Raw genomic sequence first — 26,718 nt, 5'->3', positions numbered from 1 at the left:
CGGATGAAGTCGAGGCTGGCCGTCAACGCCCTGCACAACGCCGTAGGCCGCCGTGGTGACGTGGCCGGCTGCATATTGCACACCGACCGCGGGTCGCAAGGCGAATTCAACTGGTCGTCGCAACACCTTTGATGATGGAGGTGTTTGGATGGCGCGACGTCAGCAGCAGGCGGATCGGGCGTTGCGTCCGGCGATGCGTTCGCCGGGCAGGCCGATGCCGGCGCGGCATGTGCAGCGTGCGTTCTGGCGGTTGATCGCGCGGGGTAAGCGCACTGAGGAGGTAGCGCTTGAGCTCGGTGTGTCGACGCCTGTTGCGGTGCGGTGGTTTCGTCACGCTGGTGGCATGCCGCCGTTGAGTCTGGCCGAGCCTTCCGGCCGTTACCTGTCGTTTTCAGAGCGTGAGGAGATTGCGCTGCTTAAGGCGCAGGGGCAGGGTGTCCGTGCGATCGCCCGGGAACTCGGGCGGGACCCGGGCACGATCTCGCGTGAGTTGCGGCGCAATGCCGCGACTCGCAGCGGCAAGCTTGAGTACCGGGCCACCGTGGCGCAGTGGAAAGCGCAGGTCACCGCGCGGCGGCCCAAGCCGGCGAAGCTGGCGAGTAACCGGCGGCTGAAGGAGTACGTACAGGCCCGGCTGAGCGGGCAACTGTGCCGTCGTGACGGGACAGTTGCCGCCGGCCCTGCGACGACCTGGAAAGGGCTGAACAAGCCGCACCGTGCAGACCGCCGCTGGGCGGCGGCCTGGAGCCCAGAGCAGATTAGTCGACGGCTGGTCGTCGACTTCCCCGATGATGAAGATATGCGCATCAGCCACGAGGCGATTTACCAGGCGCTCTACATCCAAGGACGCGGCGCGCTCACGCGTGAGCTGGTGGCCTGCCTGCGGACCGGTCGGGCGCTGCGTAAGCCCCGTGAACGCTCGCGGAACAGGCCGCAAGGGCATGTCACCGCTGATGTCGTCTTGAGCCAACGACCCGCCGAGGTCAAGGACCGAGCGGTCCCCGGCCACTGGGAAGGCGACCTGATAATCGGACTGCACCGCTCCGCCATCGGTACCGTCGTCGAGCGCACCAGCCGATACACGCTCCTGGTCCACCTTTCCCGCATCGAAGGCTACGGAACCGTCCCGCCGGTCAAGAACGGGCCCGCCCTCGGCGGCTACGGCGCCATCGCGATGAAGGACGCACTCCAGTCCACGATGACCATCATGCCCGAGGGTCTGCGGCGATCACTGACCTGGGACCGCGGCAAAGAACTCTCAGCCCACAGCCAGTTCACGATCGATACCGGCATTGCGGTCTACTTCGCCGACCCCCACTCACCCTGGCAACGCGGCACGAACGAAAACACCAACGGGCTACTACGCCAGTACTTCCCCAAAGGCACCGATCTGTCCCGTTGGGGCCTCGAAGACCTCCTCGCCGTACAAACAGCGATCAACAGCAGACCCCGCAAGGTCCTCGACTGGAAGACACCCGCCGAAGCTCTCGACGAGCAGCTACGGTTACTCCAACCAACAAGCGTTGCAACGACCGGTTGAACCCAGGCAATGTCGAAGCCAGAAATTCGTCCGTGGCCTCAACCGCGCCGCCGGCGTCAACGCCGCCATGGAATCGTTCTTCGGCCTGCTACAGAACAACATCCTTGGCCTTCGAACCTCGATCCGGCAGCAACTGAGGACCGGGATCGTGACCTGGATCGAGCGGACCTACCACCGTCGCCGAGGCCAACGATCCCTGTCCCGGTTGACCCCTATCGAGTACGAAACCATCATAACCCGACCGGCCAGTCAGGTCGCGTGACCGAAACTGTCACCTATCGGTGCAGCAGACACGGCCGGTCGTGCCCGCGCCGAGTAGGTCGTCAGCATCAGTGCCCAACTCGCCGCGAACGAACCTGTCACCGTGACGCTGACGGGGTTCTGGCGGGGCTAGTGGGTGCTTGACAAAGCCATACGCCAACTGGTCGAACACGTTGGCATCGACCACCAATACCGTCAATGCCTCACCAGCCAGCGTGAGCGCATCCTGTGCCACACCCAGACACCACACCCGCACCCGGCCTGCGTCACGCGCCTCGTCGAGCACTCTGAACGGGCCGGCGCTGTAGTCGACCGGAAGCCCGTGTCCGTCCGCTTCGGCATCCCCAACAACTCTTCGGCAAACTCCCGCGTCAGACGACGGCTGAGATCGAACAGGGAACCGACCCGGCGGCGGAACGGCAGATCACGCGGCGACGGGCCCGACGCCGCCCGTCCGCGTCCGGCACCGGGCCGTCTGGAATCCACCCCTCGCCGGCAGTTAGTCCCGCTACCGCCAAACGGTGGTCCGGATATAGCCCGGACGCCACCGGGGTATCGCCTCCTAGCCGCGTTGTCGGCTACCAGCCGCGCGCTCTCCACTCGCCCAGATGCGGACGTTCCGCCCCCAGCGTCGAGTCGTTGCCGTGGCCGGGATAGACCCATGTCTCGTCCGGTAGCGGCCCGAATACCTTTGCTTCCAGGTCGTCCATGATCTGTGCGAAGTCCGTCGGATTTGTTGTCCTCCCAGGACCCCCAGGAAAGAGGCTGTCCCCGGTGAACAGGTATGGGGTGCCGGACGGGTCCTGGTAGAGCAGGGCGATCGAGCCGGGAGTGTGCCCGCGCAGGTGAATCACCTCCAGCGTGCAGTCGCCGACCGTGATTCGGTCACCGTCGGCGAGGGGCTCCACCGTGATCGGCAGCCCTGGCGCGTCCTCGGCGTGCGCCAGCGGCCGGGCCCCGGTCTCGGCCACCACCTCTTCGAGCGCCAGCCAGTGGTCCATGTGCTGGTGGGTGGTCACCACCGTGGCGAGGCCGGCGTCGCCGATCAGGTCGAGTAGCCGGGGTGCCTCGTTGGCCGCGTCCACCAGGACCTGCTCGCCGTTTGTCCGGCAGCGCAGCAGGTAGGCGTTGTTGTCCATCGGGCCCACCGACACCTTGGTGATGGTGAGCCGGCCCAACTCACGGGTGGCAGGCGGGCCGCCGGGGGTGACGTCTCCGGTGTAGGTCATTGGGCCCGGTCAGATCCACTCGGGTGGGATCGGTAGCGGGCCGTCGGGGGTGACGGTGAGCAGGGTGCCGGGGCTGCGGCCGATCAGCCAGGCGGCGAGGTGGGGCGCGGCGCCGCTCACGGTGGGGGCGGCGGTACGGTCGCCGACCACCAGTTCGTGCTCTCTGCCGTCGCAGCGCAGCACCATCGGCGGCGCGTCGGAGCGACCGGCCAGGCCGGCGGCGACCTCACGCAGGAGCCGGTGGCCGAACGCCACCGGCCAGTCGGCGGGCTGGTAGTCAGTGGCGAGGTCTACGTGGTGCACCTCGATTTCGCGCAGCCGTCCCCAGACGAGGCTCGCCGCGGAGCATGGCCCGCGCCGGGTGTCGACGGTGGCACCCCACGCCTCGGCCGGCATCGCCGCCACCGCCTCGGCGAACCGGTCCGCGCTGCGGCGCAGGTCGTCCCGGTGCGCGGTGGGTGGGCGGACGGCGCCGGCCTCGATGTCCGCGGAGCGGGCGGCGGGGCTCGCGTACATCGGGATGGGGTCCCCGGTGCGGGCGGCGGTGAGCAGGTTGACGAACCCGTCGGCGTTGCGGGCGAGGTGGGCCAAGACGTGTCCCCGGGTCCAACCGGGCAGCAGGGAGGCGGTGGCCAGGCTCGTCTCGTCGAGGTCAGCCGTGGTGCGCAGGAGACGGGCTGTGGCGTCGTCCACTTCGCCCGTCAGCCGCAGTGGATCGGAGGTCACCTCCCTACCCTAGCGGTCGGGTCGTCCCTTCGTCGCCGGGGAAATCGGTTTCGGGTGCGCGCCGGTGCGCCCTACGGTCGGCGACAAACGCGCGGCCGGGAGGTCGGAGGAGGTAGTGGAGTCCGTGACCATCGACCTGACCGCTCTGGGCTGGGACGCCGACTGGGCGTCCGACGCACGACGGCGCGCCGACTGTCAGCCGGCCCGGGTGGCCCGGGTGGAGCGGGGGGTGTGCACCGTCCTCGGGGCTGCCGGCCCGCTCCGCGCCACCCTCGGCGGGGCGGTGCTGGCCACGGCGGCCCGGGACCGGACGTACCTGCCGTGCCTGGGTGACTGGGTGCTGCTCGGCACCTGGCCCGACCGGCCTGTCACGGTCGAGGCGGTGCTGCCCCGGCGTACCGCGTTGGTGTTCCGGGCCGCCGGCAAGGCCGCCCACGGGCAGGTGCTGGCGGCCAACCTGACCGCCACGGCGGTGGTCGAGCCGATGCGTCCTGAGCCCGACCTCGGACGGATCGAGTGCCTGCTCGCGCTCGCGCAGGAGTCGGGGGCCCCGCCACTGGTGGTGCTGACCAAGTCTGACCTGGTCGCCGATCCGGCGGCGGCGGTGCGGCAGGTCGCGGCGGCGGCACCGGGGGTGCCGGTGCTGGCGGTGAGCGCGCAGCGTGGTGCGGGGCTCGACCCGCTACGCGCGGAGGTGGCGCCGGGTCGGACCCTCGGCCTGCTCGGCCCGTCCCGGGCGGGCCGGTCGAGTCTGGTGAACGCGCTTGCCGGCGCGGTGGCGCTGTCGACGTCGGCGATCCGGCGGGTGGACGGCGCGGGCCGACCCGACTCCGCTGGGCGGGCGCTGGTGGCGGTGCCGGGCGGCGGCGCGGTGGTGAAGACCCCGGGGATACGGGTGGTGCACGGCTGACCGATCTGAGCTGGGGGAATGCGCGGGCGAAGGGAAGTGTCACACCCCAGGGCTAGGCTTGCCGAGGCGCTCCTTGGCGCTTGGTAACCAGGTATCCACCACGCCCAACGGGCTAACCACCACGCCCAAACAGGCTAAGCACCACGCCCAAGGGGCGACACAACCGCACAGCGCGACCGCTTGGCCGTCATCCGGATCAGACCCCCCGGGTGGGCCGTCGGGCGACAGCTGCCATCAATCCGCACCCCGGGAGTACACGCACCGTGGTTGACCGACTCATTATCCGTGGCGCGCGCGAGCACAACTTGCGTGACGTCAGTCTCGACCTGCCGCGGGACGCGCTCATCGTGTTCACCGGGCTGTCTGGTTCCGGCAAGTCGAGCCTGGCCTTCGACACCATCTTCGCCGAGGGGCAGCGGCGCTACGTCGAGTCGTTGTCGTCGTACGCGCGGCAGTTCCTCGGCCAGATGGACAAGCCGGATGTGGACTTCATCGAGGGGCTGAGCCCGGCCGTCTCCATCGACCAGAAGTCAACTTCGCGTAACCCTCGGTCGACCGTGGGCACGATCACTGAGGTCTACGACTACCTGCGCCTGCTCTTTGCCCGGGTCGGTCAGCCGCACTGCCCGGTCTGCGGCGAGCGGATCTCCCGGCAGACCCCGCAGCAGATCGTCGACCGGGTCCTCGCCATGGCCGAGGGCACCCGGTTCATGGTGCTCGCACCGGTCGTCCGGGGTCGTAAGGGCGAATATGTGGACCTCTTCGCCGAGCTGCAGGCGAAGGGCTACGCCCGCGCCCGGGTGGACGGGGTGGTGCACCCGCTGACCGAGCCACCGAAGCTCAAGAAGCAGGAGAAGCACACCATCGAGGTGGTCATCGACCGGCTGACCGTGAAGCCATCCGCCAAGCAGCGGCTGACGGACTCGGTCGAGGCGGCACTCGGGCTCTCCAGCGGTCTGGTGCTGCTGGACTTCGTTGACCTGCCCGAGGACGACCCGGAGCGGGAGCGCCGCTACTCGGAGCATCTGGCCTGCCCCAACGACCACCAGCTCGCGATCGAGGACCTGGAGCCCCGGGTCTTCTCCTTCAACGCCCCCTACGGCGCGTGCCCGGAGTGCACCGGCCTGGGCACGAAGAAGGAGGTCGACCCGGAGCTGGTGATCCCGGACCCGGAGCGCACCCTGCGGGAGGGAGCGATCCAGCCCTGGTCCAACGGGCACACCCTGGAATACTTCCTGCGCCTGCTGGGGGCGCTGGGCGAGGCGGAGCATTTCGATCTCGACACACCCTGGCGGGCGCTGCCGGCCCGGATCCAGAAGACGATCCTGCACGGCGCCGACGACCAGGTGCACGTGCGGTACCGCAACAAGTACGGCCGGGAGCGCTCGTACTACACCGGCTTCGAGGGCGTGATGCAGTGGATCGAGCGCCGGCACTCGGATACCGAGTCGGAGTGGTCCCGGGAGAAGTACGAGGGCTACATGCGGGACGTGCCCTGTGCCGCCTGCGGTGGTGCCCGGCTCAAGCCGGAGGTGCTGGCGGTCACCGTCGCCGGTCGGAGCATCGCCGAGGTGTGCGGGATGTCCGTCGGGGAGTGCGCCGAGCTGCTCGCCGGCGTCGAGTTGACCGATCGGCAGCGGCTGATCGCCGAACGGGTCCTCAAGGAGATCAACGCCCGGCTGCGGTTCCTGCTCGACGTCGGGCTGGACTACCTCTCTCTGGACCGCCCGGCCGGCACCCTCTCCGGAGGTGAGGCGCAGCGCATCCGGTTGGCCACCCAGATCGGTTCCGGCCTGGTCGGCGTGCTCTACGTGCTGGACGAGCCGTCGATCGGCCTGCACCAGCGAGACAACCACCGGCTGATCGAGACGCTGCTGCGCCTGCGTGGGCTCGGCAACACGTTGATCGTTGTCGAGCACGACGAGGACACCATCCGTACGGCGGACTGGATCGTCGATATCGGCCCGGGGGCGGGTGAACACGGCGGCCGGATCGTGCACAGCGGCTCGGTCCCGGCGCTGCTGGAGAACCCGGAGTCGATTACCGGGGCGTACCTCACCGGCCGGAAGGAGATCCCGACGCCGGAGCGGCGTCGTCCGCAGACGCCGGGCCGGGAGCTGACGGTGCGGGGGGCCCGCGAGCACAACCTGCGGAACCTGACCGTGACGTTCCCGCTCGGTCAGCTGATCGCCGTCACCGGGGTCAGCGGCTCCGGCAAGTCGACCCTGGTCAACGACATCCTGTACGCGGTGCTGGCCAACCAGATCAACGGGGCGCGGCTGGTGCCGGGCCGGCACACCCGGGTCGCCGGTCTGGAACACGTGGACAAGGTCGTCGGGGTGGACCAGTCGCCGATCGGCCGCACCCCGCGCTCCAACCCGGCCACCTACACCGGCGTCTGGGATCACGTTCGCAAGCTGTTCGCGGAGACGGTCGAGGCCAAAGTCCGGGGGTACGGGCCGGGCCGGTTCTCCTTCAACGTCAAGGGGGGCCGGTGTGAGGCCTGCTCCGGCGACGGCACGATCAAGATCGAGATGAACTTCCTGCCCGACGTCTACGTTCCGTGTGAGGTCTGCAAGGGCGCTCGGTACAACCGGGAGACCCTGGAGGTGCGCTACAAGGGCAAGACCGTCTCGGACGTGCTGGAGATGCCGATCGAGGAGGCGGCGGAGTTCTTCTCCGCGATTCCGGCCATCCACCGACACCTCCGGACGCTGGTGGACGTGGGGCTCGGCTACGTCCGGCTGGGCCAGCCCGCGCCGACCCTCTCCGGGGGCGAGGCGCAGCGGGTCAAGCTCGCCTCGGAGCTGCAGAAGCGCTCTACCGGGCGGACGGTCTACGTGCTCGACGAGCCGACCACCGGGCTGCACTTCGAGGACATCCGGAAGCTGCTGATGGTGCTGGAGGGGCTGGTCGACAAGGGCAACACGGTGATCACGATCGAGCACAACCTCGACGTGATCAAGACCGCCGACTGGATCATCGACATGGGGCCGGAGGGCGGCCACCGCGGCGGCACCGTCCTCGCCGCCGGCACCCCGGAGGAGGTCGCCGAGGTGCCCGAGAGCCACACCGGCCAGTTTGTGCGCCAGGTGCTCAAGCTCGACGGCGCGGCGCAGGGCGCGGTGCAGGCCACCTCCCGGGCGGCCAAGGCCAACGGGGCGAAGACCCGTGCGGTCGGTGCGAAGACCCGCGCCACCCGGAAGACCGCTGCCCAGGCTCGGTGAGAAGAGCTACGCCACCGGTCCCGGTCCACGGCACTGGTCCGGGTCGCCGCTGGTCCGGGTCTGCGCCACCGGACCTGGTCACCGCAGCGACCGGGACCGGTGGCGTGGACCGGGGCGGCTCTGTGACCAGAGTGGTGGCGTCGACTGGCCCGGGTAGGGTCGCACGGGTAGCCCCCGAGCGCTGACATCGAGTGCGGATGCCAGGAACGCGGCGCCGACCGGGTGAACCGACGGGAAGCGTGGTCCGGGAAGCCGGCGGGGGCGTACATCATGGCGGCGGTTTGTTGGCCGAGGAGATTGCGGAATGAGTGACGAGCAGATACCGACGGGGACTGGCAGCGAAGCCAGCGCGGGCAACGGTGCGCGGACCCGGCGGGTGTTGCTGACCGGTGCGGGCGCCGTCGGCGCGGCGATGGCCCTGGCCGCCTGCGGCGACGACTCCACCGGCGGAACCGAGGTCAGCCCCGGCCCGGCGCTGACCGAGAGCGGCGACCCGGGTGGCGGCGACCGGGAGGGCGCCCAGTCACTGGCCCGGACCAGTGACATCCCGGTCGGGGGCGGCGCCGTCTATGCCGCCCAGGGGATTGTCATTACCCAGCCCTCGCCGGGGGAGTTCAAGGGCTTCGACCCGATCTGCCCCCACCAGGGCTGCCCGGTGGCGAACGTTGACGGTGGCACGATCAACTGCACCTGCCATGGGAGCAAGTTCTCGATCGAGGACGGCGCGGTGCAGGCCGGCCCGTCGACCAAGCCCCTCGCCCCGCGGGATGTCAAGGTCACCGGCGACCAGATCTCGCTCGCCTGACCGGGCGGGCCGGCGTGCCGGGGGCTGTCGGAGTCGGCGTAGCAGGGGGCTGTCGGAGCCGGCGACTAGGCTCGGAACGTGGCTGATCCCTCGTCCTACCGTCCCGCCCCCGGCACGATCCCGGAGTCACCGGGGGTCTACCGGTTCCGCGACGGAACCGGCCGGGTGATCTATGTTGGCAAGGCACGCAACCTGCGCAACCGGCTCAACTCCTACTTCGCCGACCCGGTCAATCTGCACCAGCGCACCCGGCAGATGGTCTTCACCGCCGAATCGGTGGACTGGATCTCCGTCGCCACCGAGGTCGAGGCGCTCCAGCAGGAGTTCACCGAGATCAAGCAGTACGATCCGCGGTTCAACGTCCGCTACCGGGACGACAAGTCCTACCCGTACCTAGCGGTCACCGTTGCCGAGGAGTTCCCCCGACTCCAGGTCATGCGGGGAGCGAAGCGCAGGGGTGTGCGCTACTTCGGGCCGTACTCGCATGCCTGGGCGATCCGCGAGACGCTCGACCTGCTGCTTCGGGTCTTTCCGGCGCGTACCTGCTCGTCGGGGGTGTTCAAGCGGGCCGCGCAGGTCGGCCGCCCCTGCCTGCTGGGCTATATCGACAAGTGCTCCGCGCCCTGCGTCGGCAGCGTCTCCGCCGAGGAGCACCGGGCGATCGTGGACGGCTTCTGCGACTTCATGGGTGGCCGGACCGACCTCATGGTCCGGCGGTTGGAGCGGGAGATGGCCGACGCCAGCGCGACGCTGGAGTTCGAGCGGGCCGCCCGGCTCCGCGACGACCTGGCCGCCCTGCGCCGGGCGATGGAGAAGCAGACCGTGGTCTTCGGCGACGGCACCGACGCCGATGTGGTCGCCTTCGCCGATGACCCGCTCGAGGCGGCCGTGCAGGTGTTTCACGTGCGGGACGGGCGAATCCGCGGCCAGCGCGGCTGGGTGGTCGAGAAGACCGAGGAGCTGACCATCGGCGATCTCGTCCACCACTTCTGCACCCAGGTCTATGGCGGGGAGCAGGGTGAGGCTGATGTCCCCCGGGAACTGCTCGTGCCCGAGCTACCCGCCGACGTCGAGGCGCTCGCCGACTGGCTTTCCGACCACCGCGGCAGCCGGGTGACGCTGCGGGTGCCGCAGCGCGGCGACAAGCGCGCCCTGCTGGAGACGGTGGCGCGTAACGCCACCGACGCCCTGGCCCGGCACAAGCTCAAGCGCGCCGGTGATCTGACCACCCGGAGCAAGGCCCTCGACGAGATCGCCGAGACGTTGGGCCTGCAGACGGCGCCGCTGCGCATCGAGTGTTACGACATCTCCCAGATCCAGGGCACCGACGTGGTGGCCAGCATGGTGGTTTTCGAGGACGGGCTGCCGCGCAAGAGCGAGTACCGGCGGTTCATCATCCGGGGCGCCACCGACGACCTCTCGGCGATGTCGGAGGTGCTGCGGCGGCGGTTCGCCCGCTACCTGGACGCGCGGTCCGAGACGGGCGAGGTCGGTGTCGAGTCGGCCGCCCCGACCGGGCCGGCCTCGACCGAGCCGGGCGCGTCCGACGAGCCGCGGGTCGGCACCCTGGTCGATCCGACGACCGGCCGGCCGCGCAAGTTCGCCTACCCACCACAGCTGGTGGTGGTGGACGGGGGTGCGCCGCAGGTGGCGGCGGCGGCGCAGGCCCTCGCCGAGTTGGGCGTCGATGATGTGGCGCTGTGCGGGCTGGCGAAGCGGCTGGAGGAGGTGTGGCTGCCCGACGACGACTTCCCGGCCATCCTGCCGCGCACCTCGGAGGGCCTCTACCTGCTACAACGGGTGCGGGACGAGGCGCACCGGTTCGCCATCACGTTCCACCGGCAGCGGCGTTCCCGGCGGATGACCGAGTCGGCGCTGGATCGGGTCTCCGGGCTGGGGGAGGTGCGGCGCAAGGCGCTGCTGCGCCACTTCGGCTCGCTGAAGCGGCTCTCCGCCGCCTCGGTGGAGGAGATCACCGAGGTCCCCGGGGTTGGCAAGCGGACCGCCGAGGCGATCCTCGCCGCGCTCGGCGACTCGACACAGTCAGATGAACCCCGCACGTAGTACCTGTCTATCGGAGCGTTTCTGACAGAAGGGCTGCGCATGCAGAAGGTGACATCCGTGGACGGCACGGTGATCGCGTACGAACGCTACGGGGCGCATGGCGGGGATCCGCTGATCGTGGTCGGTGGCGCCACCTGCGACCGGGCGAAGACCCGCCCGCTGGCCGAAGGGCTCGGCGCCCACCTGCCGGTCGTCAACTACGACCGCCGTGGTCGCGGCGACAGCGGCGACGCCAGCCCATACGCCGTCGAGCGGGAGGTCGAGGACATCGCCGCCCTCGTCGACGACCTCGATGCCGATGTCATCTTGTACGGGCACTCGTCCGGTGCCGCACTGGTGCTGCACGCCGCCGCCGCCGGGGTGCCGGCCCGGGCGATCGTGCTCCACGAACCACCGTTCGGCGCGGACGCCGACGAGGACCGACAGGAGGCCCGCGACTACGCCGAGGCCCTGACCGCGCTGCTGGCGGAGGATCGACGCGACGACGCCGTGGCGCTGTTCTTCCAGACCACCGGCGTACCGGCGGAGGCCGTGGCCGACCTGCGCCACGAGCCGTGGTGGGCCGACGTGGTGGCGCTCGCGCCGACGCTCGCCTACGACTCGGCGGTCATGGGTGACCTGAGCCGCGGTGGCACCCTGCCGGTGGAGGTCGCCGCCCGGGTTTCCGTTCCGGCGTTGGTGCTCAGTGGCGGGGACAGCCCGGACTGGATGATCGAGGTAGCCCGCGCCGCCGCTGTGGCGCTGCCGCAGGGCACGCACCGGGTGCTGCCCGGCGAGGGGCACGTACCGTCGGCGCAGACCCTCGCCCCGGTGCTGACGGAGTTCATCGCCCGGCCCTGCACCGGCGCCGTGCTCGGCCCGGTCGGCCCCCGCGCCTGGCGCGGGTGGGACGACATTGCCAGCGTGTTCCACCAGCCCACGGATCCTGGGTGGGCAGCGGATCGGCTGCCCACTGTTGATTAAGCCGGGTGTGGGGTGTCGGCGAGTACGGACAGCACCTGCTCGCCGTACTTCGCCAGCTTCGCCTCGCCGACGCCACTGACCCGAGAAAGGTCGGCCAGGGCGGCCGGGGCATCGGTGGCGATCTGTCGCAGTGTGGCGTCGTGGAAGATCACGTACGCCGGCACGCCCTGCTCCTTGGCGGTGGCGGCGCGCCAGGCGCGCAGCCGCTCGAAAGCCTCGGCGGCGGCCGGCGCCAGCTCGGCGACCACGGTGGCTGCGCCGCGCGGCTTCGCCGGCCGGGCCTTCCGGGCCGGCTCGCGGCGGAGCATGACGGCGCGACGCCGGCCCAGCACCTCCGCGCTGGTGTCGGTGAGGGCAAGGGTGCCGTAGTCTCCCTCGACTGCCAGCAGCCCCTCGGCGAGCAGATGCCGGACCACCCCCCGCCACTCCACCTCGCTCAGCTCCGTGCCGATCCCGAAGACCGTCAGAGAGTCGTGCCGGTGCTGCTTGATCTTGTCGGTGGCGCGGCCGAGCAGGATGTCGACGCAGTGCCCGGCACCGAAGCGTTGGTGGCGCTCCCGGTCGAGCCGGTAGACCGTGGAGAGCAGCTTCTGCGCGGCGACCGTGCCGTCCCACGACTCGGGCGGTTGCAGGCAGGTGTCGCAGTTGCCGCAGGCGGCGGCGGTCTCGCCGAAGTAGTCCAGGAGCTGCACCCGGCGGCAGCGGACCGTTTCACAGAGCGCGAGCATCGCCTCGAGATGGGCGGCGAGGTTACGCCGGTGTGCCAGGTCTCCCTCCGAGGTGTCGATCAGCCGGCGCTGCTGCACCACATCCGTCAGACCGTAGGCGAGCCAGGCCGTCGCTGGCAGGCCGTCCCGTCCGGCGCGGCCGGTCTCCTGGTAGTAGCCCTCCACCGACTTCGGTAGGTCAAGGTGGGCGACGAACCGTACGTCGGGCTTGTCGATGCCCATCCCGAAGGCGATCGTCGCGACCATGACCAGGCCGTCCTCGCGCAGGAAACGCTGCTGGTGCCGGGCGCGGGTGACCGCGTCCAGGCCGGCGTGGTAGGGCAGCGCGGCGATACCGTTGTCGACCAGGAACTCCGCCGTCTTCTCCACGCTGGCCCGGGAGAGGCAGTAGATGATGCCGGCGTCCCCCGGGTGCTCGTCCCGGAGCAGGGCCAGCAGCTGCCGCTTCGGCTCCCGCTTCGGCACGATGCGGTACTGGATGTTGGGCCGGTCGAAGCTGGCGACGAAATGCCGGGCCGAGGTGAGCTGGAGCCGGGTCGAGATCTCGGCCCGGGTGGCGCTGGTCGCGGTGGCGGTCAACGCCACCCGGGGCACGCCCGGCCAGCGTTCGTGCAGCATCGACAGGGCCAGGTAGTCCGGGCGGAAGTCGTGCCCCCACTGCGCCACACAGTGCGCCTCGTCGATCGCGAAGAGGCTGATCCGCCCCTGGTCGAGCAGGTGCTGCACGCCCCGGGTACCCAGGGCCTCCGGGGCGAGGTAGAGCAGGTCCAGCTCCCCGGCGACGAAGGCCCGCTCGACGGCGCGGCGGGCGTCGAGGTCCAGCGTCGAGTTGAGGAAGCCGGCCCGGACCCCGACCGCGGTCAGCGCGTCGACCTGGTCCTGCATCAGCGCGATCAGCGGTGACACGACCACCGCGACGCCGTCCCGCAGCAGCGCCGGGATCTGGTAGCAGAGCGACTTGCCGCCGCCGGTGGGCATCAGCACCAGAGCGTCCCCACCGGCCGCCAGGTGCTCGATGGCCTCCTGCTGGAAGCCCCGGAAGGCGTCGTAGCCGAAGACACGCCGCAGTGTTTCCAGCGCGGCGGGCTGCCGGTCGGTGGGGGAGGGCATGGGGCGCAGTCTACGAGTGGCCCCTGACGCGACGGTCCACGCCCGGGCCGTGCGCAGTGGGCGGAGAAGTCTGGTGGTCGATGGTGGGCGAGCTGTCCCGGTGTCGGGAATGTGACGCGGGAGATCTGTGTGGCTCGGCGGGTTAGAGTCGCTGTTCGAACCCGTGGCCCGATTCCGGTCGCGGTGCCACACGTTGGGGGTATTAGGTGATCGAGGCGCAGACGAGCGTGCCGGGTGGGCCCGATCCGTCGGGCACCGACACCACGCTCGTGGTGGTGACCGGGGTCTCCGGCGGTGGGCGCAGCACCGTCGCCCGTGCCCTGGAGAACGTCGGTTACTACGTGGTCGACAACCTGCCCCAGGCGCTGATGCTGGACATGGCCGAGTTGGCAATGAAGGCCGGTGGCGCCGCCCGGCGTACGGCGATGGTGCTGGACGTGCGTTCCCGGGCGTTCTCCACCGACCTGGCCGGTGCGATCCGAGAACTCAAGGAGCGGGGCTTCGCCCCGCGGGTGGTCTTCGTGGACGCCGACGACGAGGTGTTGATCCGGCGGTTTGAGAGCGTCCGGCGTTCGCACCCGTTGCAGGGGGAGGGACGGCTCGCCGACGGCATCGCGGTCGAGCGCGGGCTGCTGGAGGGGGCCCGGGACCAGGCCGACGTGTTCGTCGACACCAGCCATCTCAACGTCAACCAGCTGCGTCGGCGGATCGAGGAGCTCTTCGGTGCCGAGGATGCCCGGCGGCTGCGGGTGACCGTGGTCTCGTTCGGTTTCAAGTACGGCGTGCCGCCGGATGCCGACTTCGTCTGCGACGCCCGGTTCCTGCCGAACCCGTACTGGGTTCCGGAGCTGCGCGAGCACACCGGGCAGGTGGAGGCGGTCAGTTCGTACGTGTTGGGCCAGGCGGGCGCCGAGGATTTCGTGGCGACCTACGCCGACCTGCTGAACGCCACCACCGCCGGATTTGAGCGGGAGGGTAAACGGTATCTGACCGCCGCCGTCGGTTGCACCGGCGGCAAGCACCGCAGTGTCGCCATCGCCGAGGAGCTGGCCGCGCGGCTGCGCCAGACCGGCCTCGCCGCCAACGCGCAGCACCGGGACCTGGGGCGCGAGTGACGGCCATCCGGGTGGTCGCCTTCGGTGGTGGACATGGACTCTCCGCCTCGCTGCGGGCACTGCGGCGCTGCGCCCCCGAACTCGACCTTGATCTGACCGCCGTGGTGACGGTCGGCGACGACGGTGGGTCCAGTGGCCGGCTGCGCGCGGAGCGGGGCGGACTGCCGCCGGGGGACCTGCGGCAGGCGCTTGTCGCGCTGGCCGGAGACCACCCCGCCACCCAGCGCAGCGCCGGGCTCTTCCAGCACCGTTTCGCCGCGGTCCCGACGCCGACGGCCGGCGACTGGGCGGCGACGGGCGGGCTGACGGCGGCGGGCGGGCTGACCGGGCACGCCGTCGGCAATCTCGTGCTCTGCGGGCTGATGGAACTGCTCGGCGACCCGGTGGCGGCGCTGGAGCACGCCGGTGCGATGTTGGGCACCGTCGGGCGGGTGCTGCCGATGTCCTGCGAGTCGGTCGGGATCGAGGCGCGGGTCCGGGGCGTTGACCCGGACCGGCCGGCGGAGGTCGGTATCGTCAGCGGCCAGCATCAGGTGGCCGTCACCACCGGGCGGGTCGAGTCGCTGCGGCTGAATCCGGCGGCTCCGGCGGCCTGCCCCGAGGCGCTGGCCGCCATCGGCGCGGCAGACTGGCTCCTCTTCGGCCCGGGCAGCTGGTATACCAGCGTGTTGCCGCACCTGCTGGTGCCGGAGCTGGCCGCGGCCATCGTCGCGAGCCCCGCCCGCCGGCTGGTCACCCTGAACCTGGCCACGGAGAAGGAGACGTTCGGGCTCTCCGTCGCCGACCACCTGGCCGAGCTGCGGTGGTACCTGCCGAAGCTGCGGGTCGACTGCGTGCTCGGAGACGTCAAGGCGGTGGGTGACCCGGATCCGGTCGAACGTGCGGCAGAATCGCTGGGTGCTCGTCTGATCCTCGCCCCGGTCGCGGTTAACGACGGCACGCCCTGTCATGATTCGGCTGCTCTCGCCGCTGCTTTGGTGCCCGTCCTGGGCGCCGCTCGTTAGACACGTACGTAATCTCCGGCGACACGCCGGAACCGGTCCGTGAGAGGACGCACAATGGCGATGACGGCGGCGGTCAAGGACGAGCTGAGCCGGGTTGACGTGCCCAAGCCCTGCTGCCGGCGGGCGGAGATGGCGGCGCTGCTGCGCTTCGCCGGCGGGTTGCACATCGTCTCCGGCCGGGTGGTCGTGGAGGCCGAACTGGACACCGGGGCGGTGGCCCGACGGCTGCGGCGTGAGGTCGCCGAGGTCTACGGCTACCCCAGCGAGATCCACGTCCTCGCCTCCGGTGGTCTGCGTAAGGGCAGCCACTTCATCGTGCGGGTGGTCAAGGACGGCGAGTTCCTGGCCCGGCAGACCGGCCTGCTCGATGTCCGCGGTCGTCCGGTGCGGGGTCTGCCACCGCACGTGGTGGCTGCCAACGTCTGCTGCGCGGTCTCGGCGTGGCGTGGCGCGTTCATGGCGCACGGTTCCCTCACCGAGCCGGGTCGCTCCAGCGCGATGGAGATCACCTGCCCCGGCCCGGAGTCGGCACTCGCCCTGGTCGGCGCGGCCCGCCGGATCGGCATCGCCGCGAAGAACCGCGAGGTACGGGGCGTGGATCGGGTGGTCGTCAAGGACGGCGACGCCATCGCCGCCCTGCTCACCCGGATCGGTGCCCACGCCAGCGTGCTGGCCTGGGAGGAACGTCGGGTTCGGCGGGAGGTGCGGGCCACCGCGAACCGGTTGGCGAACTTCGACGACGCGAACCTGCGTCGGTCGGCGCGCGCGGCGGTCGCCGCCGCCGCTCGGGTCACCCGTGCGCTGGAGATCCTCGCTGACGACGCGCCGCACCACCTGACCTCAGCCGGGCGGCTTCGGCTGGAGCATCGCCAGGCATCGCTGGAGGAGCTGGGCGCGCTCGCCGACCCGCCGTTGACCAAGGACGCGATCGCCGGCCGGATCCGGCGGCTGCTCGCGCTCGCCGACAAGCGAGCCCGCGATCTCGGCATCCCGGATACCGAAGCGGCAGTCACGCCGGACATGCTCGTGGTCTGATAGGACGGTGGCGGCTTACGGGGCGGCAGGATCGCCACCCGCCGCAGCGTGAACCCCCGTGCTCGGATAGGGTCGCTGCGTACGGCAAGGGAGCCGGCACTCGGCATTCCTCGCCGTGCGCACCGCCTCGGGCGGTCGGTCCCTCTGACCGCGGCGGGGTGGCCGAGATGAACCGTCAAACGGCCGGTTCCACCGGCTGGCGCAGACTAGTCGCCGGCCCGTGGGTCATCACGCCGGCGGACTAGAACGCGAGGAGATGGGACCTGTGACCATCCGGGTTGGCATCAACGGCTTCGGCCGGATCGGCCGTAACTTCTTCCGGGCAGTGCTGGCGTCCGGCGCTGACATCGAGATTGTTGCGGTCAACGACCTGACCGACAACGCGACGCTTGCCCACCTTGTCAAGTACGACAGCATCCTCGGCCGGCTGCCGCACGAGGTGAAGGCCAGCGCGGACGAGATCACCGTGGGCGGCAAGACCGTCAAGACGTACGCCGAGAAGGACCCGGCGAAGCTGCCCTGGGGCGAGCTGGGCGTGGACGTGGTCATCGAGTCCACCGGCCTCTTCACCGACGCCACCAAGGCGAAGGCGCACATCGACGGCGGCGCCAAGAAGGTGATCATCTCGGCGCCGGCGAAGAACGAAGACGTCACCGTCGTGATGGGCGTCAACCACGCGGAGTACGACCCGGCCAAGCACGCGGTTATCTCCAACGCCTCCTGCACCACCAACTGCCTGGCACCGATGGCGAAGGTCCTACAGGACACGTTCGGCATCGAGCAGGGTCTGATGACCACCATCCACGCCTACACCCAGGACCAGAACCTCCAGGACGCTCCGCACAAGGACATGCGTCGCGCCCGTGCCGCCGCGCTGAACATCGTGCCGACCTCCACCGGTGCGGCGAAGGCGATCGGCCTGGTACTGCCGGAGCTCAAGGGCCGGCTGGACGGCTACGCGCTGCGGGTGCCGATCCCGACCGGGTCCGCCACCGACCTGACCGTCACCGTCGGCCGGGAGACCACGGTGGACGAGGTCAACGCCGCGATGAAGGCGGCCGCCAACGGCCCGCTCAACGGCGTCCTGTCCTACAACGAGGACCCGATCGTCTCGGCCGACATCGTCACCGACCCGGCGTCCTGCATCTTCGACGCCCCGCTGACCAAGGTGATCGGCAACCAGGTGAAGATCGTCGGCTGGTACGACAACGAGTGGGGCTACTCGAACCGCCTGGTGGACCTCGTGAAGCTGGTTGGTCAGTCGCTGTGAGTGCGCGTAGGCAGCTCGCGGGGGGCCTGGTAACGAAGGGAAGGTCGGTCCGGTGACTATCCGCACCCTCGACGACCTGCTCGCCGAGGAGGTAACGGGTCGGCGGGTGTTGGTCCGCGCGGACCTGAACGTCCCGCTCGACAAGCAGACTGGTCAGATCACCGACGACGGCCGGGTCCGGGCCGTGCTGCCGACCCTGGGCGCGCTCGTCCAGGCCGGCGCGAAGGTGGTCGTCTGCTCCCACCTGGGGCGGCCGAAGGGTAGCCCCGACCCGGCGTTCAGCCTGCGTCCGGTCGCCGAGCGGCTCGGTGAGCTGCTCGGCGCGCCGGTGCACGTCGCCGAGGACACGGTCGGCGACTCGGCCCGGTCCACCGTGGCCGGTCTCGCCGACGGTCAGGTCGCCCTGCTGGAAAACCTCCGGTTCAACCCGGGCGAGACCAGCAAGGACGAGGCGGAGCGGGGTGCCTTCGCCGACCAGCTCGCCGCGCTCGCCGACGCGTACGTGGACGACGCGTTCGGCGCGGTGCACCGTCGGCACGCCAGCGTGTACGACGTACCGGCCCGGCTGCCGCACGTGGCGGGCCGGCTGGTGCTGCGCGAGGTGGAGGTGCTCGGCACCCTCGCCGGGGAGCCGGACCGCCCGTACGTGGTGGTGCTCGGTGGGTCGAAGGTCTCCGACAAGCTGGCGGTGATCGAGGCGCTGCTGCCGAAGGTCGACCGGCTGCTGGTCGGCGGCGGCATGTGCTTCACCTTCCTCAAGGCGCAGGGCTACGAGGTGGGCACCTCGTTACTGGAGGAGGAGATGGTCGAGACCTGCCGCAGCCTGCTGGAGCGTGCCGACGGCAAGATCATGCTTCCGGTTGACGTGGTGGTGGCGGACGCGTTCGCCCCCGACGCCGCGCACGACACGGTGCGGGCCGACGGGATCCCCAGCAAGCGGGTCGGGCTCGACATCGGTCCGGCGACGGTGGCTGGTTTCGCCGCCGCGCTGCGGGACGCTCGGACGATCTTCTGGAACGGCCCGATGGGCGTGTTCGAGATGGCGGCCTTCGCGCACGGCACCCGTGGCGTCGCCGAGGCGATCGCGACGTCGGACGCGTTCACCGTGGTTGGCGGCGGCGACTCCGCCGCCGCGGTGCGGGTCCTCGGCCTTGACGAGCAGGCGTTCAGCCACATCTCGACCGGTGGCGGCGCCAGTCTTGAGTACCTGGAGGGCAAGACCCTCCCCGGCATCGCGGCCTTGGAGAGCTGAATGGCCAACCCCACCCGCCGGCCACTGATGGCCGGCAACTGGAAGATGAACCTCAACCATCTCGAGGCGAATCTGCTGGTGCAGAAGCTCGCCGCGAGTCTCACCGCGAAGCAGCTCACCGATGTCGAGACGGTGGTGCTACCGCCGTTCACCGACCTACGGACGGTGCAGACCGCCGTTGACGGGGACAAGCTGCTGGTTGGCTATGGCGCGCAGGACCTCTCGCCGCACGCGTCGGGAGCGCACACCGGTGACATCGCCGGGTCGATGCTGACCAAGCTGGGCTGCACGTACGTGGCGGTCGGTCACTCCGAGCGGCGGGCGAACCATCACGAGGACGACGCGGTCGTCAACGCGAAGGTGCAGGCGGCGCTCACCCATGGGCTCACCCCGATCCTCTGTGTGGGGGAGGGGCTGGAGGTTCGGGAGCAGGGCGGCCAGGTGGCGCACTGCAACGACCAGCTCGATGCCGCGCTCAAGGGGCTCGCCGCCGAGCAGGTGGCCCAGGTTGTCGTCGCGTACGAGCCGGTCTGGGCGATCGGCACCGGCAAGACGGCCACCCCGGAGGACGCCCAGGAGGTGTGTGGGGCGCTCCGTGAGCGCCTTGCCGGGCACTTCGGCCAGGAGACGGCCGACCGGGTTCGGGTCCTGTACGGCGGGTCGGTCAAGTCCTCGAACGTGGCCGCCATCATGGCTCAGCCGGACGTGGATGGTGCCCTTGTCGGCGGTGCCAGCCTGGACGCTGAGGAGTTCGCGAAGATCTGCCGGTTCCCGGAGCACACCACCGGCTGATCGCTTCGCTATCCTTGACTCCGCCCGTCCGCCGGTCGGTGCCGCCGTGCCCGTTCTGCTCGGGCGAGGATCGCAACGAGAGGACTGTCCCCCGCCATGCCGATCTGGTTCGCGTACACGTTGATCGTGTTGCTGGTCATTACGAGCGTCATGCTCACCCTGCTGATCCTGCTACACCGGGGTAAGGGCGGTGGGATGTCCAGCATGTTCGGCGGCGGGGTCAGCTCCAGCCTGGCTGGGTCGTCGGTTGCCGAGAAGAACCTGGACCGCTACACCGTTCTGGTGGGCATCGTCTGGTTCGCCTGCATCGTCGGTCTGGGGCTCTGGCTGCGTCTTCAGCAGTCCAGCCTCGGCTGAACCCAGCACATCGAGTCACCACCGCGCGCGGTTCGTCTTCGGACGAGCCGCGCGCGGTTCGTATACCCCATCCCGCCGCTGAGGTGTCGCCCGCGGCCGCCGTGCCGCCACGGGCGACACCTCAGCGGACGCTGCGGAAGCGGGCGGGTAGGTCGGCGGCGGCGCTCCGATCCAGCAACCAGAGGGTGCGGTTGACGCCCCGCACACCCGCGGCCGGTAGCTGCACCGGCCCCGCACCAGCCAGCGCCAGGCCGACCGCGCGGGCCTTGTCCGCCCCGCTGGCGACCAGCCACACCTCCTCGGCGGTGTTGATCGTCGGCAGGGTCAGGGTGGTCCGGATCGGTGGCGGCTTCGGGCTGCCCCGGACCGCACTGACCGGCCGGCTCTCGTAGTGCACCGGATGCTCTGGGAAGACCGAGGCCACGTGCCCGTCCTCGCCCACTCCCAGCAGGAGCACGTCGAAGTGGGGGAGGACGGCGGTGCCGGGGCGGGCCGCCTGGGCCAGCGCCGCCGCGTACCGGGTGGCGGCCTCTTCCGGGTCGCTACCGGCCGGGTCGTCCGAAGCCGGCATCGGGTGCACCCGGGCCGGGTCCAGCGGCACCGCGTCCAGGAGCGCCGCCCGGGCCTGCGTCGCGTTGCGCTGTGGGTCACCCTCGGGCAGGAACCGCTCGTCGCCCCACCAGACGTCCACCCGGGACCAGTCGACCGCCTCGCGGGCGGGCAGGGCCGCCAAGGCCCGGTAGACGGCGGCGGCGATCCGCCCACCGGTCAACACCACCGACGCCTGACCGCGCCCGGTCTGTGCATCGAGGATTCGGACCAGTAACCGGGCGGCCACCGCCTGCGCCAGCAGCTCGGCGTCGGCGTGGACCGCGATACTCGCCTCGCTCATGCCCGTGCGATCCCAGCGTGCGTGGTAATCCCGGCCTCGGCCCGTTGGGCCTGAGCCGGGTCCTTCCAGACATGCACCCGTTGCGCGGGCCGGCGTTCCAGCCCGGAGAGCCCCGCCGCGGCACCGAGCGCCTCCGCGTATACCTGGTCGGCGTCGAGCCGGCGCAACTCCTCGGCCAGCTCGTCGCCGAGCGGCCGGCGCACCAGCGGTAGGAGGCGGTCATCCTGACCGGTGCGGCGGAAAACTGCCATGCTGTCGTTGCGGGTCAGCGTCAGCTCGTCGCCGTTGGCACAGCGCAATTGCACCTCATGCATCCGGGAGTACTGGTCGGTGTGCCGCCACTCGGGGGCGATCCCCAGCCGGGAGGCGAGCCAGCCGCGCATCAACGCGGCCGTCGGATCGGTCGGTGGTGCCACCACGGTCGCCGCGGTGACCTGCGCCTCGGTGGTGTCGAAGGCACCCGCCACCAGGGCGCGCCACAACGTGACCCGGGTCCAGGCCAGGTCGGTGTCGCCGGGCGCGTAGTCGTGCGCCCGCTGCCGCAGCGCCTCGATCGGGTTGTCGGCCTGCGCGGCGTCGGTGATGCGCCGGTCGGCCACCACACCCAGGAAGTCGGTGGCGATCTCGGCTGGCGGATCCCCGTGCCACCAGGTCACCACCGGTACGTCCGGCACCAGCAGCGGCATCACCACCGACTCGGCGTGCAGGGCCAGCCGCCCGTGCATCCGGGCCACCACCGCCTCGCCGGGGCCGAGCCGGCCACCCACCACGATCTCCGCGTCCAGCCGGTTTCGATCCCGATCCACATCGGAGCGAACCACGATCAGCAGCCGGCACGGGTGGGCGGCGGAAGCGATCGTCGCCGCTGCCTCCGCCTCCCGGACCCGTTTCTCGTCCACCACCACGACCAGGGTGAGTGCCATGCCACTGGCCACCCCGCCGGCGCTGCGCCGTTCGGCAGCGAGCGCCTTGACCACCTCGTTGCCGGTGGTGTCCCACAGGCCGATCATCGCTGCCTCCCGGTCTGCTCGCGTCGCTCGGTCGTCACGCCCGCCGCCAGGCGCGGCCCGTCCGCGCCAGCATCTCGTCGGCGCGGCGGGGGCCCCACTCACCGGATCGGTAGGGTTCCGGCTTCGTCGCCGCCCACGCCTGCTCCAACGGGTCCACCACCCGCCAGCTCTGTTCGACCTCGGCGGCGTCCGGGAAGAGGGTGCGGTCCCCGATCAGGACGTCCAGCACCAGCCGCTCGTAGGCCTTCGGGCTGGCCTCGGTGAACGCCTCGCCGTACTGGAAGTCCATCGCGATGTCGCGGACCTCCATCGCGGTTCCGGGTACCTTGGAGCCGAACTTGAGGACCACGCCCTCGTCTGGCTGGACCCGGATGACGAGTTGGTTGTTGCCCAGCGACTCCACATCGGCGTCGTTGAACGGTAGGTGTGGGGCCTGCTTGAACATGACCGCCACCTCGGTCACCTGCCGGGGCATCCGCTTGCCGGCGCGGATGTAGAAGGGCACCCCCGCCCACCGGCGGTTCTGGATGCCAAGCTGCACCGCGACGTAGGTCTCGGTGGTCGACTCCGCCGGGACTCCCTTCTCGTCCAGGTAGCCGAGCGCGCGTTCGCCGCCGACCCAGCCGGGTAGGTACTGGCCGCGTACGGTCCCCTGATCCACATCGGGTGGCAGGGTGATGGCCTTGAGCACCCTGAGCTTCTCGGCGCGGATCTCGTCGGCGGCGAAGCTGGTGGGCTCCTCCATCGCCACCAGCGCGAGTAGCTGAAGGAGATGGTTCTGGAGCACGTCTCGGGCCGCACCGGCGGTGTCGTAGAACCCGGCCCGGGTGCCGATGCCCACATCCTCGGCCATGGTGATCTGCACCGAGTCGACATATCTCGAGTTCCACAACGGCTCGAACAGGTTGTTGGCGAACCGCAGGGCGAGGATGTTCTGAACCGTCTCCTTGCCCAGGTAGTGGTCGATGCGGAAGACGTCCCGGCGGGTGAAGACATCGTCCACCAGGTCGTTGAGCTTCTTCGCCGAGGGTAGGTCGTGCCCGAAGGGTTTCTCGACCACGACCCGGCGCCACCCGCCGGAGCTGGCGTTATCCGCCATTCCGGTGCGAGCGAGCTGCTTGAGCACCACCGGGAAAGCCGGCGGGGGGATGGCGAAGTAGAAGGCGGCGTTGCCGGGGATACCGTGCGTCTGGCGTAGCCTCCCCAACGCCTCCGCCAGCTGGTCGAAGGCCTCGTCGTCGTCGAACGACCCGCCGACGAACTTGATGTTGCCGGCCAGCCGCGCCCACACCTCCTCTCGCCAGGGAGTGCGGGCGTGTGCCTTCGCCGCCGCCTGGGCGAGGGACTCGAAGTCGCCGTCCCCCCAGTCCCGGCGGGCGAAGCCGAGCACGACGAAGCTCGGGGGCAGCAGCCCCCGGTTTGCCAGGTCGTACACTGCCGGTAGCAGCTTCTTGCGGGCCAGGTCCCCGGTAACGCCGAAGATGACCAGAGCACAGGGTTCCGGGATGCGGGGCAGCCGTCGATCCTGCGGGTCGCGTAACGGGTTTGTCACGCCGTCTCCTCGCTCCGCCTTGTTATGTCCGTCATCGTCGCTTGGGTAGCGCGCCAGCCGCCTCCAACAGCTGCGCCACACCCGCCGACCGGTCGGTCAGGTGTATCCGCAGCACCGGACGCTTCCGGTCAGCCAGGGCCTGCCGGTCGCCGGCGGCCTGCGCCGCCTGTAGTTCCCCGAAGCTGTACGGCTTCCCGGGTACCGGCAGATCATCGTCGACCGTACCGGTTAGCTGGAGGAAGCTGCCCACCTGTGGGCCACCCTTGTGATATTGCCCGGTGGAGTGCAGGAATCGGGGGCCCCAGCCAAAGGTCACCGGCGGGCTGAGCGCCTCGGCCAACACGGGACGGAGCCGGGCTGCGTCGGCATCGGCCCCGCGGTCGAGGTACGCCATGACCGCGAGATAGCCGTCGTCATCCACGCCGTTGATCAGCCAGCGCAGTGCGCCGGCCAGGTCGTTCGGCACCCCCGCCGGGGCGTACACCTCGATCGCGCCTTCGGTGAACGACGGCTGTTCCGTCGGCGCGCCCGAGGCCAGGAGTTTCTTGGTGTTCTCCTTGCTCTCGGTGACGTTCGGTTGGTTGAACACGTCGATGCCGAGTACCACGCCGGCAATCGCGACCGCATACTCCCAGGCGAGGAACTGTGCCCCCAACGGCCCGTTGACCGCCACGTCCGGCATGCCGCCGGTACCTTCCCCGCCGCGGAGTTCCCCGGCGCTCAGCGCCCCGCCGTAGCTGATGGTGAGGACGTCCTCGCCGGTGGCGCCCGGGCTGGTCGGCGACTCGACGACGACCGGCAGGATGCCGATCCCGGACTTGCCGGTGGACTCGGCGATCAGCTGCTCGGCCCAGTCACCGAGCCCGTCGATTCCGCTGCCGTCCGAGACCAGCGCCACCCTGTCCCGGCCGGCGGTGGCGGCGGCGCCCAGCGCGGCGCCCAGCGCCAGCGCCGGATTGTCCCGCTCGGCGGCCAACGACCCGGCGAAGGCCTCGGCCTGGTCCAGCAGCTCGGCCACCTCGACCCCGGCCAGCGCCGTCGGAACGAGTCCGAACGCGGTCAGCGCGGCGAAGCGCCCGCCGACGTTCGGGTCGGCCAGCACGGTGAACGCTCCCATCTCGGCAGCGGTCGCCGCCAGCGGTGAGCCCGGGTCGGTGACGATCACGAAGTGCCGTCCGGCCTCCGCCTCGGACATCCCCTCGTCGAGGAACGCCTGCCAGTACGCGCGTCGCTGGCTGTCGGTCTCCACGGTCGAACCGGACTTGCTGGCCACCACGACGACGGTCCGCTTCAGGCGGTCGGCGAGCGCCGCCCGGATCTGACCAGGATCGGTGGTGTCCAGGATTGTCAGCGGGCGGCCGAGCGTCCGGGCGATCACCTCGGGGGCCAGCGACGAACCACCCATCCCACAGAGCACCACGTGGTCCAGGTCGGCCAGCTCCGAGGTCAGCTCGGCGAGTTGCGGAAGCAGCTCCCGGCTGCGGGTGTGGGTGTCGACCCAACCCAGCCGAATCCGCGCCTCGTCCTCCGCCTCCGGCCCCCAGAGCGTGGGGTCCTTCGCGGCCAGTTGGCCCGGAACCCCGGCCGTGGTCACCGCGGTCCGAGTGGAGGCGGCCGCGGCCTGGTCGACCGCGTCCGCCCCGCGTACGGAGAGGCCGGCAGCGGCCTCGACGGGCTGTCCGAGAAGCTCGCTCACGCGTTGCCTCCCGCCCGCTCGGCGGCCTGCGCGTTGTTCGTGGCGGCGCCGCCGGGGTGGTCGATGCCCCGGTTGGCGGCGGCGAGGGAGCGGCGGACACCTGCGAGGAGCTCCTTCCAACTCGCCTCGAACTTCTCCACCCCCTCGCGCTCCAGGGTGTCGATCACGTCGGTCAGGTCAACCCCCGCCGCGGTCAGGCCCGCGAAGACCTCCCGCGCGTCGTCGTAGCCGCCGGTGACGGTGTCGCCGCTGGTCTCGCCGTGCTCGGCGTAGGCGTTGATCACCGGCTCCGGCATCGTGTTGACGGTGCCGGGGGCGATCAGCTCCTCGACGTAGATCACGTCCCGGTAGTCCGGGTTCTTCGTCGAGGTGGAGGCCCAGAGCGGTCGCTGCGGATGTGCTCCGGCGTCGGCGAGGGCCTGCCACCGGTCGGAGGCGAAGACCTGGCTGTAGCGCTCGTAGGCCAGTCGGGCGTTGGCGATCGCGGCCCGACCGCGCAGCGCGTTGGCCTGCTCCGAGTCGATCTTCTCCAGCCGCTTGTCGACCTCGGTGTCGACCCGGGAGACGAAGAACGACGCCACCGAGCCGATCTTGGACAGATCGTGGCCGTTCGCCTTCGCCCGTTCCAGGCCGGTCAGGAACGCCTCCATGACCGCCGAGTAGCGGTCCAGGCCGAAGATCAGGGTGACGTTTACGCTGATCCCCTCGGCCAGGGCGGCGGTGATCGCCGGAAGCCCGGCCTCGGTAGCCGGGATCTTGATGAACAGGTTCGGCCGGTCCACCAGCCACCAGAGCGCCCGCGCCTCGGCGATGGTCTGGTCGGTCTCGTACGCCAGCCGCGGGTCCACCTCCAACGAGACCCGCCCGTCCACTCCCGCCGACGCCTCGTAGGCCGGTCGCATCACGTCACAGGCCCAGCGCACGTCGTACGCGGTGAGGGTGCGGACCGCCTCCTCGACCTCCACCCCGCGCATCGCGAGGTCGTGTAGCTGCCAGTCGTACTCCTCAGCGTCGCCCAGGGCCTTGGCGAAGATCGTCGGGTTACTGGTCACCCCCACCAGGTGCTTCTCCCGGCGTAGCCGGTCCAGCCCACCGGAGCTGAGCCGTGTCCGTGAAAGATCATCGAGCCAGACCGCCACGCCCACGGCGGTGAGCTCACCCAGCCTGTCCGTCATGCCGT

Annotated in this window: 20 protein-coding genes and 2 pseudogenes; 14 read left to right on the top strand and 8 right to left on the bottom strand. The window is 70.6% G+C overall.

The window, feature by feature from the left end; all coding sequences use genetic code 11:
* The first annotated feature begins 148 nt into the window (after positions 1–148).
* A complete protein-coding gene (locus tag SALPAC6_RS0100970; RefSeq protein ID WP_018251576.1) occupies positions 149–1,540 on the top strand; it encodes an IS30 family transposase in 1,392 nt (463 codons plus the stop codon).
* A gap of 7 nt (positions 1,541–1,547) precedes the next feature.
* Positions 1,548–1,802: pseudogene (locus SALPAC6_RS29865) on the top strand (IS3 family transposase); the annotation flags it as partial.
* 577 nt (positions 1,803–2,379) lie between these two features.
* Here SALPAC6_RS29865 and SALPAC6_RS0100955 read toward each other — a convergent pair.
* Together SALPAC6_RS0100955 and SALPAC6_RS0100950 are read right to left on the bottom strand one after the other, a co-directional pair.
* Positions 2,380–3,030, bottom strand: a complete 651-nt coding sequence (locus SALPAC6_RS0100955) for an MBL fold metallo-hydrolase (protein ID WP_018251573.1) — start codon at positions 3,028–3,030, stop codon at positions 2,380–2,382.
* Positions 3,031–3,039: 9 nt separating this feature from the next.
* On the bottom strand, positions 3,040–3,756 hold the full coding sequence (locus tag SALPAC6_RS0100950) for a maleylpyruvate isomerase family mycothiol-dependent enzyme (RefSeq protein ID WP_018251572.1): 717 nt from the start codon (positions 3,754–3,756) through the stop codon (positions 3,040–3,042).
* Between the two features lie 115 nt (positions 3,757–3,871).
* On the opposite strand from SALPAC6_RS0100950, the gene rsgA reads away from it, so the two are divergent.
* From rsgA to SALPAC6_RS25185, 5 genes and pseudogenes are all read left to right on the top strand, one after another.
* Positions 3,872–4,666, top strand: a complete 795-nt coding sequence (gene rsgA, locus SALPAC6_RS0100945; protein WP_018251571.1) for a GTPase RsgA — start codon at positions 3,872–3,874, stop codon at positions 4,664–4,666.
* 263 nt (positions 4,667–4,929) lie between these two features.
* Positions 4,930–7,893: an excinuclease ABC subunit UvrA gene (uvrA, locus tag SALPAC6_RS0100940; protein ID WP_018251570.1), complete on the top strand. Its 2,964-nt coding sequence runs from the start codon at positions 4,930–4,932 to the stop codon at positions 7,891–7,893.
* Positions 7,894–8,197: 304 nt separating this feature from the next.
* Positions 8,198–8,698 (top strand): Rieske (2Fe-2S) protein, encoded by a 501-nt coding sequence (locus SALPAC6_RS0100935; protein ID WP_018251569.1) that lies wholly within the window; start codon positions 8,198–8,200, stop codon positions 8,696–8,698.
* A gap of 78 nt (positions 8,699–8,776) precedes the next feature.
* Positions 8,777–10,762 (top strand): excinuclease ABC subunit UvrC, encoded by a 1,986-nt coding sequence (gene uvrC, locus SALPAC6_RS0100930; RefSeq protein WP_018251568.1) that lies wholly within the window; start codon positions 8,777–8,779, stop codon positions 10,760–10,762.
* 39 nt (positions 10,763–10,801) lie between these two features.
* Positions 10,802–11,596, top strand: a pseudogene (locus SALPAC6_RS25185) (alpha/beta fold hydrolase); the annotation flags it as partial.
* Positions 11,597–11,721: 125 nt separating this feature from the next.
* On the opposite strand, the gene recQ reads toward SALPAC6_RS25185, so the two are convergent.
* On the bottom strand, positions 11,722–13,563 hold the full coding sequence (gene recQ, locus SALPAC6_RS0100920) for a DNA helicase RecQ (protein ID WP_018251566.1): 1,842 nt from the start codon (positions 13,561–13,563) through the stop codon (positions 11,722–11,724).
* Between the two features lie 206 nt (positions 13,564–13,769).
* On the opposite strand from recQ, the gene rapZ reads away from it, so the two are divergent.
* The 7 genes from rapZ (at position 13,770) to secG (ending at position 20,388) form a co-directional block, all read left to right on the top strand.
* Positions 13,770–14,678, top strand: coding sequence for an RNase adapter RapZ (gene rapZ / locus SALPAC6_RS0100915; protein ID WP_018251565.1), 909 nt, complete (start codon positions 13,770–13,772; stop codon positions 14,676–14,678).
* Positions 14,675–15,682: a gluconeogenesis factor YvcK family protein gene (locus SALPAC6_RS0100910; protein WP_018251564.1), complete on the top strand. Its 1,008-nt coding sequence runs from the start codon at positions 14,675–14,677 to the stop codon at positions 15,680–15,682. The genes rapZ and SALPAC6_RS0100910 overlap by 4 nt, the downstream gene beginning before the upstream one ends.
* 54 nt (positions 15,683–15,736) lie before the next feature.
* The gene (gene whiA, locus SALPAC6_RS0100905; RefSeq protein ID WP_018251563.1) at positions 15,737–16,717 is read left to right on the top strand and encodes a DNA-binding protein WhiA; all 981 of its coding nucleotides are present in this window, start codon (positions 15,737–15,739) and stop codon (positions 16,715–16,717) included.
* Positions 16,718–16,982: 265 nt separating this feature from the next.
* Positions 16,983–17,987, top strand: coding sequence for a type I glyceraldehyde-3-phosphate dehydrogenase (gene gap / locus SALPAC6_RS0100900; RefSeq protein ID WP_018251562.1), 1,005 nt, complete (start codon positions 16,983–16,985; stop codon positions 17,985–17,987).
* Between the two features lie 52 nt (positions 17,988–18,039).
* Positions 18,040–19,239 (top strand): phosphoglycerate kinase, encoded by a 1,200-nt coding sequence (locus SALPAC6_RS29860; protein WP_018251561.1) that lies wholly within the window; start codon positions 18,040–18,042, stop codon positions 19,237–19,239.
* Positions 19,240–20,031, top strand: coding sequence for a triose-phosphate isomerase (gene tpiA, locus SALPAC6_RS29855; RefSeq protein ID WP_018251560.1), 792 nt, complete (start codon positions 19,240–19,242; stop codon positions 20,029–20,031).
* Between the two features lie 96 nt (positions 20,032–20,127).
* Positions 20,128–20,388 carry a preprotein translocase subunit SecG gene (gene secG / locus SALPAC6_RS0100885; RefSeq protein ID WP_018251559.1) on the top strand — a complete coding sequence of 87 codons (261 nt, stop codon included), beginning with the start codon at positions 20,128–20,130 and terminating at the stop codon, positions 20,386–20,388.
* A 121-nt stretch (positions 20,389–20,509) separates the two neighbouring features.
* Here secG and pgl read toward each other — a convergent pair whose 3' ends face one another.
* Genes pgl through tal form a run of 5 tightly spaced genes read right to left on the bottom strand, consistent with a single transcriptional unit; the run spans position 20,510 to position 26,713 of the window.
* A complete protein-coding gene (gene pgl, locus SALPAC6_RS0100880) occupies positions 20,510–21,280 on the bottom strand; it encodes a 6-phosphogluconolactonase (RefSeq protein ID WP_018251558.1) in 771 nt (256 codons plus the stop codon).
* Positions 21,277–22,290, bottom strand: coding sequence for a glucose-6-phosphate dehydrogenase assembly protein OpcA (locus SALPAC6_RS0100875; protein WP_018251557.1), 1,014 nt, complete (start codon positions 22,288–22,290; stop codon positions 21,277–21,279). The genes pgl and SALPAC6_RS0100875 overlap by 4 nt, the downstream gene beginning before the upstream one ends.
* A gap of 34 nt (positions 22,291–22,324) precedes the next feature.
* Complete coding sequence (gene zwf, locus SALPAC6_RS0100870; protein ID WP_018251556.1) at positions 22,325–23,842, bottom strand: glucose-6-phosphate dehydrogenase; 1,518 nt, start codon at positions 23,840–23,842, stop codon at positions 22,325–22,327.
* A 31-nt stretch (positions 23,843–23,873) separates the two neighbouring features.
* Positions 23,874–25,538 (bottom strand): glucose-6-phosphate isomerase, encoded by a 1,665-nt coding sequence (locus SALPAC6_RS0100865; RefSeq protein WP_018251555.1) that lies wholly within the window; start codon positions 25,536–25,538, stop codon positions 23,874–23,876.
* On the bottom strand, positions 25,535–26,713 hold the full coding sequence (gene tal, locus SALPAC6_RS0100860) for a transaldolase (RefSeq protein ID WP_018251554.1): 1,179 nt from the start codon (positions 26,711–26,713) through the stop codon (positions 25,535–25,537). Before tal ends, SALPAC6_RS0100865 begins: the two co-directional genes overlap by 4 nt.
* Positions 26,714–26,718: the final 5 nt, after the last annotated feature.

It is taken from the genome of Salinispora mooreana, assembly GCF_000379065.1.
Lineage (GTDB): Bacteria > Actinomycetota > Actinomycetes > Mycobacteriales > Micromonosporaceae > Micromonospora > Micromonospora mooreana.
The sequence above is the reverse complement of the archived record's forward strand: the minus strand, read 5'-3'. Positions and strand labels throughout refer to the sequence as shown.